The 13,272-nt window shown below is 72.6% G+C and carries 13 protein-coding genes; 7 read left to right on the forward strand and 6 right to left on the reverse strand.

Features of this window, described 5'->3' with window-relative positions; translation table 11 throughout:
• Positions 1-103 precede the first annotated feature (103 nt).
• The 3 genes from FPT20_RS16785 to FPT20_RS16795 are packed head-to-tail and all read left to right on the forward strand — an operon-like array spanning position 104 to position 1,906.
• Positions 104-1,021 (forward strand): universal stress protein, encoded by a 918-nt coding sequence (locus FPT20_RS16785; protein WP_233265589.1) that lies wholly within the window; start codon positions 104-106, stop codon positions 1,019-1,021.
• Positions 1,008-1,427, forward strand: coding sequence for a pyridoxamine 5'-phosphate oxidase family protein (locus FPT20_RS16790; RefSeq protein WP_158867403.1), 420 nt, complete (start codon positions 1,008-1,010; stop codon positions 1,425-1,427). The genes FPT20_RS16785 and FPT20_RS16790 overlap by 14 nt, the downstream gene beginning before the upstream one ends.
• Positions 1,424-1,906 carry a universal stress protein gene (locus FPT20_RS16795; RefSeq protein ID WP_233265590.1) on the forward strand — a complete coding sequence of 161 codons (483 nt, stop codon included), beginning with the start codon at positions 1,424-1,426 and terminating at the stop codon, positions 1,904-1,906. The genes FPT20_RS16790 and FPT20_RS16795 overlap by 4 nt, the downstream gene beginning before the upstream one ends.
• A 19-nt stretch (positions 1,907-1,925) precedes the next feature.
• Here FPT20_RS16795 and FPT20_RS16800 read toward each other — a convergent pair whose 3' ends face one another.
• Complete coding sequence (locus tag FPT20_RS16800; protein WP_158867405.1) at positions 1,926-2,480, reverse strand: flavodoxin family protein; 555 nt, start codon at positions 2,478-2,480, stop codon at positions 1,926-1,928.
• 150 nt (positions 2,481-2,630) lie between these two features.
• Between FPT20_RS16800 and FPT20_RS16805 the strand changes: the two genes are divergently transcribed.
• Positions 2,631-3,518, forward strand: a complete 888-nt coding sequence (locus tag FPT20_RS16805; RefSeq protein WP_158867407.1) for a universal stress protein — start codon at positions 2,631-2,633, stop codon at positions 3,516-3,518.
• Entirely contained in the window at positions 3,515-6,145 is a 2,631-nt protein-coding gene (mgtA, locus tag FPT20_RS16810; RefSeq protein WP_199245882.1) for a magnesium-translocating P-type ATPase, read from the forward strand. The genes FPT20_RS16805 and mgtA overlap by 4 nt, the downstream gene beginning before the upstream one ends.
• On the opposite strand, the gene FPT20_RS16815 is transcribed toward mgtA, so the two are convergent.
• Positions 6,110-6,568, reverse strand: a complete 459-nt coding sequence (locus FPT20_RS16815; RefSeq protein ID WP_233265591.1) for a hypothetical protein — start codon at positions 6,566-6,568, stop codon at positions 6,110-6,112. The two genes, mgtA and FPT20_RS16815, sit on opposite strands and share 36 nt — an antisense overlap.
• Before the next feature lie 280 nt (positions 6,569-6,848).
• Between FPT20_RS16815 and FPT20_RS16820 the strand changes: the two genes are divergently transcribed.
• Positions 6,849-8,747 carry a heavy metal translocating P-type ATPase gene (locus FPT20_RS16820; protein WP_158867409.1) on the forward strand — a complete coding sequence of 633 codons (1,899 nt, stop codon included), beginning with the start codon at positions 6,849-6,851 and terminating at the stop codon, positions 8,745-8,747.
• Here FPT20_RS16820 and FPT20_RS16825 read toward each other — a convergent pair.
• The 4 genes from FPT20_RS16825 to FPT20_RS16840 are packed head-to-tail and all read right to left on the reverse strand — an operon-like array spanning position 8,719 to position 12,551.
• A complete protein-coding gene (locus tag FPT20_RS16825; RefSeq protein ID WP_158867411.1) occupies positions 8,719-9,960 on the reverse strand; it encodes a sensor histidine kinase in 1,242 nt (413 codons plus the stop codon). The two genes, FPT20_RS16820 and FPT20_RS16825, sit on opposite strands and share 29 nt — an antisense overlap.
• Positions 9,957-10,625 carry a response regulator transcription factor gene (locus tag FPT20_RS16830; RefSeq protein ID WP_199245884.1) on the reverse strand — a complete coding sequence of 223 codons (669 nt, stop codon included), beginning with the start codon at positions 10,623-10,625 and terminating at the stop codon, positions 9,957-9,959. The genes FPT20_RS16825 and FPT20_RS16830 overlap by 4 nt, the downstream gene beginning before the upstream one ends.
• Positions 10,626-10,671: 46 nt before the next feature.
• Positions 10,672-11,175, reverse strand: a complete 504-nt coding sequence (locus FPT20_RS16835; RefSeq protein WP_158867413.1) for an FMN-binding protein — start codon at positions 11,173-11,175, stop codon at positions 10,672-10,674.
• Entirely contained in the window at positions 11,172-12,551 is a 1,380-nt protein-coding gene (locus tag FPT20_RS16840; protein WP_158867415.1) for a ferredoxin reductase family protein, read from the reverse strand. Before FPT20_RS16840 ends, FPT20_RS16835 begins: the two co-directional genes overlap by 4 nt.
• Before the next feature lie 218 nt (positions 12,552-12,769).
• On the opposite strand from FPT20_RS16840, the gene FPT20_RS16845 reads away from it, so the two are divergent.
• Positions 12,770-13,237 (forward strand): hypothetical protein, encoded by a 468-nt coding sequence (locus FPT20_RS16845; protein WP_158867417.1) that lies wholly within the window; start codon positions 12,770-12,772, stop codon positions 13,235-13,237.
• The last annotated feature ends 35 nt before the right edge of the window (positions 13,238-13,272 follow it).

Here is a 13,272-nt window from a genome sequence, read left to right on the forward strand (position 1 = left end):
GACACGCCGGAGCGCGGAGCAGGGGCGAAGGTCCCGCGGGACCAACGGCCCTTCGGGCCCCGGCCGCTCGCGAGAAGACTTCGGACGGAGGTAGGAGATGGACATGCGCGCATTCATCGTCGGTGTGGACGGGTCCGTCCCCGCCCGGGCCGCGATCCGCTGGGCGCTCGCCCGGGCCACGTCGTCCGGGGCTCCGGTGTCGCTGGTGCACGTCGCCGACGACGAGTGGGGTGCGGTCGGCACCCGCTTGATCGACGAGGTGGACGCCGGCGCGAAGCAGCGGCTCCGGGAGGAGCTCGAGTACGCCCGCGCCCTGGCTCCGGATGTCGCCGTCGACGGAGAGCTGCGGACCGGCAGCCCGATGGTCGAACTGGCGGCCTTCAGCGCCCCCGACCGGATGCTCGTCGTCGGCACGCACAAGACGGGGTTCCACTACGGCCGCGCCTTCGGCTCGCGCAGCCTCCAACTCGCGAATCTCGCCGTGGGGCCGGTGGCCATCATCCCCGAGTCGGCCTCGCGCATGCGGCGCGGGGTGGTCGTCGGCGTCGACGACACGCCGGCCGGGGGAGCGGCGATCGATCTCGCCGCCGACCTCGCCTGCGATGCGCACTGCGAACTCCTGACGGTTCGCTCCTCCAACGCCCACGTGCCGTTCGACGTCGACAGCGACGACGAGCTCCGGGACTGGCAGCTCCGGCGCGACGACGAGGCCCGCGGCCTGCTGGCCGCGGCCGTCGCCCGGGCGCGGCGACGCCAGCCCGGCATCGCGATCCGGAGCCGCGTCGTCCGGCGCCCGGCCGGCGCCGCGCTGAATGAGCTCTCCCGCAACGCGGAGCTCCTCGTGATCGGCGATTCGCGGCGGCCGGAGGCGCAGCAGGGGAGTCTCGGGGCCGTCGCATACGAGGTGCTGCTCAATCTGTCGTCGCCCACGATCGTGGTGCACGCGCCGACGCCGACCGGTCCGGCGAACCACCGCATGCAGACCGACCGGGTGAAAGGAGACGCGCATGTCGCAGGATGAGGCGGTCCGGGTCCTGGACCAGGAGGAGTGCCGCGAGCTGCTGAGGAGAGGCACGCTCGGCCGTCTCGCCACCGCCGCCGGGGGCGAGGCCGACATCTACCCCATCAACTACTACTCCGACGGCGAGAGCATCCTGATCCGCACGGCTCCGGGGACGAAGCTGCTCGAACTGACCGTGCACGACTCGGTCGCGTTCGAGACGGACGGGTACACGGATGACGAGGCCTGGAGCGTGGTCGCCCACGGCCGCGCGCGCCAGCTCGAGCACCAGGCCGAGATCGACGAGGCCGACCGCGCTCCGTTGCAGCCGTGGATCCCGACGCTGAAATACCGCTACGTCCACATCGACGTGACGCAGCTGTCCGGGAGGCGCTTCCGCCGTGAGCCCGAGCCGGAGCGGTGGTGACCGGCGAGATGAACGAGGCGAGCACCGACGACGACCGGATCACGCCCGGGGGCCGCATCGTCGTGGGCGTCGACGGCTCCGCCGCCTCGCTCTCGGCACTGCGCCGCGGCGTCAGGATCGCCGAGCGCCTCGGCTGCACGCTGGTCGGCGTCACCGTGTGGGAGTTCCCGCAGTCGTGGCCCGGCTACGTCATCGAGGGCTGGTCGCCGGAGGCGGACGCCCACGCGATCGCGGAGGATGCGGCGCGCGAGGTGTTCGGAGGCCATCGACCCGAGTGGTACTCGTCGGTGATCCGGACCGGCTCCGCAGCCCGGCAGCTCATCGCCGAGGCGGAGGGCGCCGAGATGCTGATCGTCGGCAGCCGCGGGCTCGGAGGCTTCACGGGCCTCCTGCTCGGCTCGGTGTCGCGGTCGTGCGTCGAGCACGCCGACTGCCCGGTGCTCGTCATCCACGGGTCGGAGGCGGCCGACCGCCGCTGATCGGCCGCCGATCCGCCGCTCAGCGGATCGCGGGCGCCCTGAGCTCGGTGGCGATGGTGCGGCCCCATTCGCGCGCCCGGTCGAGCTCACCCGGTTCGAGCGTGCTCTCCTTGTCGACCAGGAAGCTCCGGTGCTCGACGAACCGCCGGGAGCCGAGCTTCTTCAGCCGCTTCTCGATGCCGACGGCGGCCGAGCCGGTGAACAGCTCCGTCATGTCGGCGCGGGTGTCGAAGGCGGCGAAGTGCGCGGGTGGCGTCCCGCAGGTCTCGAGCCACTCCCGCACGCCGATGCCTTCGGCGTCGGGCTCGAGCGCCAGATGGCGCTCCGGTTCGTCGGCCCAGTGACCGGCCTCCGTGCGGGTGGCCGGACGGCTGAGGCCGTGCGCGTGGGTCGGCGCGCCGACGATCAGGAGGTCGGTGTCCGGGAAGGACTCGGGAGCCTCCTTCACCGACAGGAGGGTCACCTCCGCCTGCTCGCGCAGTCCCTCCGCGATCGCCTCCGCGACCCTGCGGGTGCTGCCGAACATGGATTCGTACACGATGGTGGCGCGAGTGGTCGTGCTGGTGTCGTTCATTCCTCCACCCTCGCGGGACGGGCACGGGGACGGGAGGGCCCAAGGTCACATCGGGCCCCGTCGCGGAAGGGACCTTCGGCACTGCCGCACCGGCACCGCGCCTGCGACGCTCGACGCGTCCGCGTCCGCAGCGAAGGTTGGAGGGGCGTCATGGCCGGCATGATCCTGGTGGGCGTCGATGGCTCTCCGCACCACCGCGCGGCGCTCGAGTGGGCGGTCGACCGGGCGGTCCGCGACGGCTCGGCCGTGGAGCTGGTGTTCGTCATCGAGCGCACTTGGTCCGACGATCCGGACGATCCGGACGCGGCTCTGGTGGAGGCGGCGGAGGCGCTGCTGTCGCGGGAGCGGGAGCTCGCGGCGAAGCGTGTGCAGGAGGCGCGCCTGCGGCCGGCTCGTTCGACGGCCTCCCGCGGGACGGCCGTGGTGTCCGACGTCCGTGTGACGGTGAGCCGGCGCTACGGGCACGTGGGCGCCGAGCTGGAGGCCGCGTCGGAGGACGCGGCGCTGCTGGTGATCGGCTCGAGGTCGCGCGCCGACACCGATCACGGATTCACGGGCTCGCTCGCGGTCCGGGTCGCCGCCGCTGCGTCCTGCCCGGTGGCCGTCGTGCCGCACGGCTGGAGCGCCCACGGCCACGGGATCGTCGTCGGGGTCGACGGGGAGCCCTCCTCGGAAGCAGCCGTGGCGTTCGCCGCCGACGAGGCCGCCGGGGCGGGGGAGCCGCTGACGATCGTCTGCGCGGGCTTCACAGCGAATCCGCTCCTCGCGGGATTCGTGCCGGAGCTGTCGCTCGCTGACCGACGCTCCCGTGTCGTCGAGCAGGCCGCGAAGCCCGTGCGAGCGGCCCACCCCGAGCTGGAGGTCCGTACCCGCGTGCTCGAGGGTGCGCCCGCGAGGGGCCTGGTCATGGCGGCGGAGGAGGCGCGCCTCCTCGTGCTCGGCACTCGCAACCGGCGCGGCGCGAGACGGCTGATGCTGGGCTCGACCGGCCACGACGTCCTGCTGAACCTCCGCACTCCGGTCGTGGTCGTCCGGTGATCGAGGCTCGCGAGGCGGCCGTCGATGGAGAGGCCGGCGCGGTCCGGTCGGCAGCGGCGCTCGACGCCGCGGCCGTTCTCTCGGCGCAGGGGGTCTCGGCCGCCGGGCTGACCGATGAGGAGGCGGCGCGTCGCCTGGCCGCCGCCGGACCGAACGCCGTGCACGGGCACCGGGCGCGGCCCGGCCGGGTACTCGGCCGGCAGGTGCGCAGCCCCATCCTCCTCCTGCTGTTCGCCACGGCGCTCGTCTCGGCGTTCGTCGGCCAGGGCGTGGAGGCGGTGATCATCGCGGTCATCCTCGTCGTCAGCGTGGGGCTCGGCTTCGTCAACGAGTTCCGGGCCGAGATCGCCGCGGACGCTCTCCACGACCGCCTGAGGCACACGGCCGTCGTGATCCGAGGCGGCGTGCGGAGGAGCGTCGACGTCACCGAGCTCGTCCCCGGCGACATTGTTGCGCTTGCGGTGGGAACGGTCGTGCCGGCCGACCTGCGCCTGATCGAGTCGACCGCGCTCGAGTGCGACGAGAGCATCGTCACGGGGGAGGCGCGCGCCGCGGCGAAAGGGGTCGCGCCGGTCGTCGCCGGCTCGGGCATCGGCGACCTCGGCTGCTGCGCCCTCATGGGAACCGTGGTCCACGCGGGCAGCGGCCTCGGCGTGGTGGTCGCGACGGGGGCCGATGCCGAGTTCGGACGCATCGCCGTGGGGCTCGGCACTCAGGAGCCGCAGACCGAGTTCCAGCGCGGCCTCGCCGGCTTCTCCGTCTTCCTGCTCATCGTCGCGCTCATCCTCACCTCGGTGATCTTCGTGGCGGCGATGCTGCTCGGGCGCCCGTTCCTCGAGTCCCTCCTCTTCTCGCTGGCGATCGCCGTCGGGATCACGCCGCAGCTGCTCCCCGCGGTCGTCAGCACGAGCCTGGCGTCGGGCTCGCGCGCCCTGGCCAAGCGGCGGGTGCTCGTCAAGCGGATGGTGTGCATCGAGGACCTCGGGGACCTCGACCTCCTCGTCACCGACAAGACGGGGACTCTCACGACCGGCGACATCGTGTTCGACCGGGCGGTGCCGCTCGACGGCGTCGCGGCCGACGAGCTGATGCTGCTCGGCCTGCTCGCCGCCGACGCCGACCCCGCCGACCCGTCGCCCGTGGGTCTCAACGCCCTGGACGCCGCGCTGTGGGAGACCGACCCCGCGGTCCGCGTTCGCGCGGGCGCGTACCGGCGGATCGACGCGCGGCCGTTCGATCATGATCGCCGCCGGGCCGCAGCGCTGGTCGCCGCAACCGGATCCGCGTCGATCGTGGTCGTCAAGGGTGCGCCCGAGTCGGTCCTGCCGGCCTGCACGAGGGTCGACCCGGACGCCACGTCGGCGCTGGAGGCGCTCTACGCGGAGGGCGCGCGTGCGATCGCGGTGGCGACCCGCGATTCCGGCCGCGAGACCCTGGGTTCGGACGACGAGAGCGGGCTCACGCTGCGGGGCTTCCTCGCCTTCACCGACGGCGTCAAGCCGGGCGCGGACCGCTCGCTGGCGCGGCTCGCCGAGCTCGGCGTGGAGGTGAAGATCGCCACCGGCGACAGTGCCGTCGTCGCGGAACGCGTGATGGCCGCGCTCGGCGTGGCCAGCCGCGGCACGCTGACGGGAGAGCAGGTCGAGTCGCTCGGCGACGCGCCGCTCGTGGAGGCGGCTCGCGACGCCTCCATCTTCGCCCGGGTCTCGCCGGAGCAGAAGGCGCGGGTGATCCGGGCGCTCCGGAAGAAGGGCCGCGCGGTCGGATTCCTCGGCGACGGCGTCAACGACGCGCTCGCCCTGCACCGGGCGGACATCGGCATCTCCGTCGACTCGGCGGTCGATGTGGCGAAGGACGCCGCCGACGTGCTGCTCCTCGACAAGGACCTCGACGTGCTCGCCGACGGCGTGATCGAGGGCCGCCGGGTGTTCGCCAACACCATCAAGTACGTGCTCATGGGGACCTCCAGCAACTTCGGCAACATGTTCAGCGCCTCCATCGCGTCGATCATCCTGCCGTTCCTGCCGATGCTGCCCGGGCAGATCCTGCTCAACAACCTCCTCTACGACACGGGCCAGCTGGCCATCCCGACCGACCACGTCGACCCCGAGCAGCTGAGGGCGCCCTCGCACTGGGACATCGGGGCGATCCGCCGCTTCATGCTCCTGTTCGGACCGATCAGCTCCGTCTTCGACTTCGCCACCTTCGGGCTGATGCTGTTCGCGTTCCAGGCGGCGCCTCCCGAGTTCCGGTCGGGCTGGTTCATCGAGTCGATCGCGACGCAGACGCTCATCGTGTTCGCGATCCGGACGCGGCGCGTGCCGTTCCTCCGGAGCCGGCCCTCCCTCCCGCTCGCGCTGTCGGTGCTCGCGGTCGTGGCGATCGGGGCATGGCTGCCCTACTCGCCGATGGCCGGGCTGCTCGGATTCACCGCGCTGCCGCTGCCGTTCTTCCTGGCGCTGGTCGCGCTGGTCATCGCCTACCTGGTCCTCGTCGAGGCGGCGAAGCTCTGGTACTGGGCCCGACTCAGCGGGGCGCCCGCACCGAAGCGGCGCACCCGCGCGTACCGTCACCGGGTGGCGCGGCGCGCATCACGCTTCACGACGCTGTCCCCGCGCGCTCACTGAGCGCTCCTGGGTGTGCTCGGTCCGCGGGAACAGCCCGAGCCCGAGCAGGACGAAGCCCAGTTCGGCGAGCCCGGCCGCGAAGTACACCGCCTGCAGCGGGCTGAACGGGATGAACATCATCTGCACGAAGATCCAGATGAGCAGCCCGAAACCGGCGACCGCCACGGCGAACGGCCCCACTGGAGAACCCCGGCCGATGAGGAGCGCCGCAACGAGGTGGGTGCCTCCGACGACGACGGCCAGGAGGAGGCCCGGCGTGACGTACGAACTGAAGGGGCTGCCGCCGAGGAAGGCCTGCGGCGGCACCGCGCCTCCCGGTGACGACGTGACAGCGCCGATGATGAGGGCCACCCCTCCGGCGATGGCCGTCACCCCGACGAGAGAGGTCAGGACGGCCAGGACGATGCGGATCCAGCGTTTCATTGCGCCTCCCATGCTCGTCATCGAGGGTGCCGCCCGACGCTCGTGGCCGGGGAGGGCACAAAGGCCCCTGCGTCCCCCCCCCAACCCCGTTGAACGATTGAACGGTCACCAATGGCCCCCTCAAGCAGCCCCTCCGTCCGTGAGGGGGCCAGCAGTGACGGTTCAATCGTTCAAAGAGGTCGGGAGGGTGTGGATAAGTCGGGTCGGCGGGGGGTCGGCGCGGGCGGCCGATGGGACCTTCGCCCCGCCCCGTCCCCGCCGGGCGCGCAAGACTGACCGGATGGCGGACCCGCATTCCGAGCGCACGGCCGCGCCTCCCGCGCCCCGGCGCCCCCGTCCGCGCCTCCTCGTGCTCGCCACTCGGTACTGGATCATCTCGCTGACCCTCCTCGTGGGCGTCGTCGCGGCACTCCTGGCGCTGAGCGGTCAGCTGCAGGCGGCGACGTGGCTCGCGGGCGGCTACTCGATCGCCGTCGCGCTCGGCTACACGGTCCGCATGGTGCGGTCGATCGCCGCGGGTGCGTTCGGCGTCGATCTGCTCGCGATCGTCGCCATCTCCGCGACGGTGCTGGTGGGGGAGGTGGCCGCCTCGCTGATCGTGGTGCTCATGCTGAGCGGCGGCGACGCCCTCGAGGACTACGCCGGCCGGCGCGCCCGCCGAGAGCTCGACGCCCTCCTCCAGCGCGACCCGCGGCTCGCCCACCGCTTCGACGGAGACGCCGTGGTCGACATCCCGATCGGCGAGGTCGCCGTCGGGGACCTCCTCCTGGTCCGCCCCTCCGAGGTGGTGCCCGTGGACGGAGTGCTCACCAGCCCGGCCGGCACGTTCGACCAGTCGTCGATCACGGGGGAGAGCATCCCGGTCGAGAAGACCGAGGGGGAGGCGGTCCTCAGCGGCGTCGTCAACGGAACCGAAGCGGTGCGCCTCCGGGCGACGGCGCTCGCCGCGGACAGTCAATACCAGCAGATCGTCGCGCTCGTGGCCGCGGCGGCGCGGAGCAAGGCGAAGCTCGTCCGCCTGGCCGACCGCTACGCGGTGCCGTTCACCGCCTTCTCCCTCCTGCTCGGTGCGGCGGCCTGGTTCGTCAGCGGCGATCCGGTCCGGTTCGCGGAGGTGCTCGTGCTGGCGACGCCGTGCCCGCTGCTCATCGCGGCGCCGGTCGCCTTCATCGGAGGGATGAGCCGGGCCGCGCGGAGCGGGATCATCGTGCGGGGCGGAGGGGTCTTCGAGAGCCTCGCCACGGCGAAGACCATGGTGTTCGACAAGACGGGGACGCTGACGGCGGGGCATCCGGAGCTGCGCGAGCTGCGTCCCTCCAGCGGTTTCGATGCCGACGAGCTGCTCACCCTCGCGGCGAGTGCGGAGCAGTTCTCGTCGCACGTGCTCGCCTCGTCCGTCATCCGCGCCGCGGAGGAGCGCGAGCTCGTCCTGCGCCCGGTCGATTCCGCCGAGGAGCGCGCCACCGACGGCGTCCTGGCGCGGGTGGGCGGGCACTCGGTGGCTGTGGGAAAACTGTCGTTCGTGCGCTCCTTCGCGCCCGACGCACCGCGCGAGCACATCAAGAGCGGCGAGCTCGCCGTCTACGTGGCCGTCGACCGCGCTTACGCCGGCGCGCTCATCGCCCGGGACAGTCCCCGGACGAACGCTGTGGAGACGCTCCGGCGGCTCGACGCGCTCGGTCTCTCCGACATCGAGCTGCTCACCGGCGACGCGGAGGAGACCGCCGCCGGCATCGCCTCGGAGCTCGGCATCGACCGCTTCCAGGCCGAATGCCTGCCCGCCGATAAGGTGGCCCGCGTCGCCTCCATCCGCGAGCGCCCGGTCGTCATGGTCGGTGACGGGGTGAACGACGCGCCCGTGCTCGCGAGTGCGGACGTCGGGGTCGCCATGGGTGCGAAGGGGGCGACGGCGGCGAGCGAGTCGGCGGACGTGGTGCTGCTCGTCGACGACATCGGCCGCGTCGCCGACGCCGTGTCGATCGCGCGGAGAACCGTCACCGTCGCGCTGCAGAGCATCTGGCTCGGCATCGCCGCCTCGGTCGTCCTCATGATCGTCGCGGCCTTCGGCTTCATCCCGGCGATCGTCGGCGCGCTGCTCCAGGAGGCGGTGGACCTGGCCGCGATCCTGGCCGCGCTCCGGAGCGCGCGCGTCAGCGGCGGCGGGGAAGTCGCACGGTGACGACCGCGCCGCCGTCGGCGCCGTTGGAGGCGTCGACCGTGCCGCGATGCCGGCTCACGACCTCCGCCACGAGGGCGAGGCCGAGGCCGTAGTGCCGGGCGCGCACCTCGTCCGGCGCCGAGTCGCGGGCCGTGGCGAACCGCTCGAAGGCCCGGGACTCCACTCCGGCCGAGAAGCCGGGGCCGTCGTCCTCGACCCGGAGGACGACCTGGCCTCCGGCGAGCTCGACGATGACCCGCACCTCCGCCCGCGCGTGCTCGAGGGCGTTGTCGAGGAGGGCCACGATCATGCGCCGCAGCGAGACGGGGGCGCCGCTCACCACCGCCTCCCGGGCCGTCTGCACGCGGATCTCCACCCCCTGCTCCTCGGCTCGTCCCTGCGCCGACCGGGCCACGGCGCCCGCGAGCTCCGCGAGGTCGACACCCTCGCTCTCGGTGTCCTGCCGGGGGTCGGCGGCGGTCAGGAGGTCCTGCACGATCTCGGTGAGCGCGCGGCTGTCGTCCACGATCTCATCGAGCCCGGAACGCACCTCCCCGTCGAGCCCGGCGGCTTCGTCGCCTCCGGATGCCAGGCGGCGGCGCAGCAGTTGCGCGCGGGTGCTGAGCAGCGTCAGAGGGGTCCGCAGCTCGTGGCCCGCGTCGGCGACGAACCGCCGCTGCAGCGCGAGGGCGTCGGCCAGCGGCCGGATCGAGCGGCGGGCGATGACCAGGCCGATCCCCGCGGCCGCGAGAGTCGCGATGATCCCCGAGATCAGCAGGGCGGCGACCAGACGGCCGAGCTCCTCCTCCTGCTCGCGCAGACCGTACGAGATCTGCACGACCCGCCCGTGGCGCACGTCCGTCTCGGTGAGGTAGCGCTCGTCCTCGGCCGTGACCACCTCCGACACCGAGCCGCCGTGCTCCATGACCTGCTGCAGCGCCCGTTCGTCCGGCAGGCCCTCCGGGAGGTTCGGCGAGCTCTCACGACCCTGCGCGTCGGCCTGGGGGTCGCCCGGGTCGATGACGGTGATGAGGAGGTTGCGAGGCGCGTCGTGCACCGAGTCGACGAGGGAGGCGTCGGCCAGCGCCTTCTTCGCGGCCTCGGACTGGCCCGCAGCGACGACGCTGTAGACGACGATGCCCAGCGCCACGAACAGCGCGACGATGATCAGGGCGAACTGCGCGGCGAGGCGCAGGGAGGCGGAGCGCAGCTCGCGATCGTCCGCGGACCTCACGAGAGCGACCCCATCCGGTAGCCGATCCCGCGGACGGTCTCGATCAGGCTGCGGCCGAACTTCTTCCGCAGGTGGTGCACGTAGGTGTCGACGACGCCGGGGTCGTCCGCGTCGGCGAACACCTCCTCGAGCAGGAGCGCGCGCGAGAACACCTGGTCGGGCCGGCGCGCGAGCCGCTCGAGCAGGGCGGACTCGCGCTCGGAGAGCAGCACGCGCGGGCCGTCGTCGAGGATGACGGTCCGTCCGTCGGCGTCCAGCCGGCCGCCCGGGAACCGGACCGTGGGGACCGTGGTCGCCGCCCGGCGGGTGAGCGCCCGGAGTCGCGCCACGAGCTCGTCGATGTCGAACGGCTTCGCCAGGTAGTCCTCGGCGCCGGCGTTGAGGCCGTCCACCCGGTCGGGCGGTGTGCCGAGGGCCGAGAGGATCAAGACGGGCGTGGTCACCCCGCTGTCACGGAGCCCCCGCAGCACGTCGAGGCCCTCGACCGCCGGCAGCCCGCGGTCGAGCAGGAGCACGTCGAACGAGGTCGTCAGCCCGAGGTGCAGCGCACGCTGCCCGTCCCGGGCGAGCTCCACCTCGAACCCCTCCGAGCGGAGGAGCGCGTCGAGCATCCCGGCGAGGCGGCTGTCGTCCTCGGCGATCAGGACGCGGGGATTCGCGCTCACCTGCGCAGTATAGGCCGGGGAGCCGCGGGGCCCCTGCCCGGAGTCGTCACCGCTGATCCAGGGCCGACTGCAGCGACTGGATGTAGCCCTCGGAGGTGTACGTCGCGCCCGACACCGAGTCGATGTTCGCCGACTGGGAGGCGAGCGCCTCCTTCTGCAGGATCGGCAGCGCCTGCTGGTTGATCTCCTGGTCGCGGCCGTTGCCGTTGGGCGACTGGACGGTGTCGACCGCCGTGATCGTGCTCCCCGAGAGCGTGATCCGCACCTGGACGGGACCGTACCGCGTGTCGACGGCGGAGCCCGTGATCGTGCGGGTGGCCGCGGCCGCAGAGGGGCTCGCCGAGGCCGACGGCGTGCTGCCCGCGCTCGCCGAGGAGGAGGGGGCCGGCGCGGCTCCGGATGTCGAGCCGGCCGCCGTGCTGGCGTGCACCGAGGTCGGCGCGGCCGTCACGTCCTCGCCGAGGCCGTAGAGCTTGAGGCCGACCGTCGCGCCCATGGTGACGAGGATGACGGTGAAGAGGACGGTTCCCCGCCAGGACTTCGAGTTCATGACATGCTCAGTTCTTCTCGGTGGATGAATCGCTTGGGCATCCGCAGCGACCGGAGGGACGCCTCCGCGCTCTCGCCCATGCCCTCCGGCCCGCAGATGAACGCCTCCCAGTTGTGCAGGTCGGGGACGATCCGGCGCAGGTACTCCGCGTCGAGCGGGTCGTACCCGAGGTCGGAGCGGGAGCCGACGAGCGGCACGACCGTGACGCCGGGGATGCGCTGCAGCTCGCCGAGGAGCGCGAGGCGCTCCTGCGACCGGGCCCGGTAGAGGACGACCGGCCGGGCGCCGCGCCGGGAGAGCTCCTCCGCCAGCGCCCGGATCGGGCCGATGCCCGCCCCGCCCGCGATGAGCAGGATGTGCGGCCGGCTCGCCTTGTCGGCGGTGAACTGCCCGAAGGGGCCCTCGGCGAAGACGAGGGTGCCGCGCTTGAGCGCGGGGAGGCGTCCCGAGTGGTCGCCGAGCTCGCCGACGGTAATCCGGAGGTGCCCGTCGGCCGGGACCGCGGACACCGAGTAGGGGTGCGCGGTACCGAGGTGGCCCCAGCTCAAGAAGCGGAACAGGAGGAAGTTGCCCGCCCGCACACCGAGCTCGTCGATGTGGGGACCGGACAGCCACACGCTGTTGACCCCGTGTCCCTCCGGCACCACGGCCACGACGCGCATGCGGCTCCGCCACGCCTTCATGGTCGGGAGGATGAACCTCCAGGTCAGGACGGCCGAGGCTGTCGCGAGGTAGAGGGCGATCCACAGGATGCGGTTGACGGGGTAGGAGACGAAGTGGGCGCCTCCGCTCAGCTGGTGGAGGAACGTCAGGAAGATCGAGACGTACGTGGTCAGGTGCAGCCAGTACCAGACCTCGTAGGAGAGCTTGGCGCGGATCAGCCGGGCGCTGCTCAGGCCGACCGCGATGAAGGCGAGGGTGCCGACGAGCGCGGCCGTCATGTCCGGGTACGACTGGAGGACCGACAGGAACTCGGTCCACGGCGGGTTCTTGTCGGTCAGCTGACCGCCGATCACGATGAACACGACGTGGGCGATGACGAGGAACAGGACGGTCGCACCGAGCGAACGGTGCCAGGCGACGAGCCGGTCGAGGCCGACCGCCCGCTCGAACCACGGGACCCGCGCGATCAGGAGGACCTGGGCGCAGATGAGGAAGGCGCCGACCATGCCGCTGAGCTCGCCGATCGACGTGAAGGCGTGGGCGGGGGTGGCGGCGAAGGCGGCCGGCACGCTCAGCCACCACATGGCCAGCACGATCACGACCCCGAGGACGAGCGCGACGCGGACCGTTCTCGAGCCGCGCCGGGCGGCGGCGGCGGATCGTCCGAGCCGCACCCTCCGGGAGGGGGGCGACAGGCTGACCGTCTGTTCCATGTCCTCCACGATGCTGACGCTTTCTTGGTGCTTTCTTACGTCGCCTGTGAACAGGCTGCAGGTCGACTATGGGGTTCTCATGACCGCGGGTGACGCGGCCGCCGGTGGCTGTCGCCCGAATTGGGGTACAGATCATGTCCTCCAATTGACCCACAGACTGACCTTTCTGACTATGCTCGCGTTCAGTTACGCAGTCACGTCGACCCGAAGGACACGCTGTGAACCCGCACCCGACCCTGCCCTACAACCGCGCCCACGACGAGGCGCACCGCCTCGCCCGCCGGCACGCCCGCGACCTCCACTGGGCGAAGGAGCGGCGGCGCGAGCACGAACGCCGCGTCGCCGAGGCCCGCCTGCTGCTCTCGACCGGCCCGGTCGCGGCGGCCCGTCGACCCCTCATGGTGTCGTCCCTCCTGGTGACGGCGATCGGGGGAGCCGCCGCGGCCCTGATCGCGACGGACGCCGTGCCCGCGGTCGACGGCCTCATCCCGTGGGGGGCCGGTCTCCTCGTGGCAGCGGTGCTGGTGGGCCTCGCCGTCTCCCTCGGCCGACTGCACCATGATCGCGCGGCGGCCCGGGTCTTCCTGGCGTCGAGGGAGGCGCGGCTCTCGCACACGCAGTTCCACATCGACGAGAGCGTGCACTCCTTCATCGATTCGCGGGTGCTCGTCGAGGCCACGAGGTAGCGCGTCGCACGGCCGCCCGCGGTCCCGGTCCTAGA

This window comes from Leifsonia sp. AG29 (assembly GCF_009765225.1).
Classification (GTDB): Bacteria; Actinomycetota; Actinomycetes; order Actinomycetales; family Microbacteriaceae; genus Leifsonia.

Excerpts from the sequence above, each read along its gene's own strand:
- FPT20_RS16785 (WP_233265589.1), top strand. The coding sequence starts at position 104 with ATGCGCGCATTCATCGTCGGTGTGGACGGGTCCGTCCCCGCCCGGGCC.
- FPT20_RS16820 (WP_158867409.1), top strand. The coding sequence starts at position 6,849 with ATGGCGGACCCGCATTCCGAGCGCACGGCCGCGCCTCCCGCGCCCCGG.
- FPT20_RS16805 (WP_158867407.1), top strand. The coding sequence starts at position 2,631 with ATGGCCGGCATGATCCTGGTGGGCGTCGATGGCTCTCCGCACCACCGC.
- FPT20_RS16790 (WP_158867403.1), top strand. The coding sequence starts at position 1,008 with ATGTCGCAGGATGAGGCGGTCCGGGTCCTGGACCAGGAGGAGTGCCGC.
- FPT20_RS16840 (WP_158867415.1), bottom strand. The coding sequence starts at position 12,551 with ATGGAACAGACGGTCAGCCTGTCGCCCCCCTCCCGGAGGGTGCGGCTC.
- FPT20_RS16835 (WP_158867413.1), bottom strand. The coding sequence starts at position 11,175 with ATGAACTCGAAGTCCTGGCGGGGAACCGTCCTCTTCACCGTCATCCTC.
- FPT20_RS16800 (WP_158867405.1), bottom strand. The coding sequence starts at position 2,480 with ATGAACGACACCAGCACGACCACTCGCGCCACCATCGTGTACGAATCC.
- FPT20_RS16815 (WP_233265591.1), bottom strand. The coding sequence starts at position 6,568 with ATGAAACGCTGGATCCGCATCGTCCTGGCCGTCCTGACCTCTCTCGTC.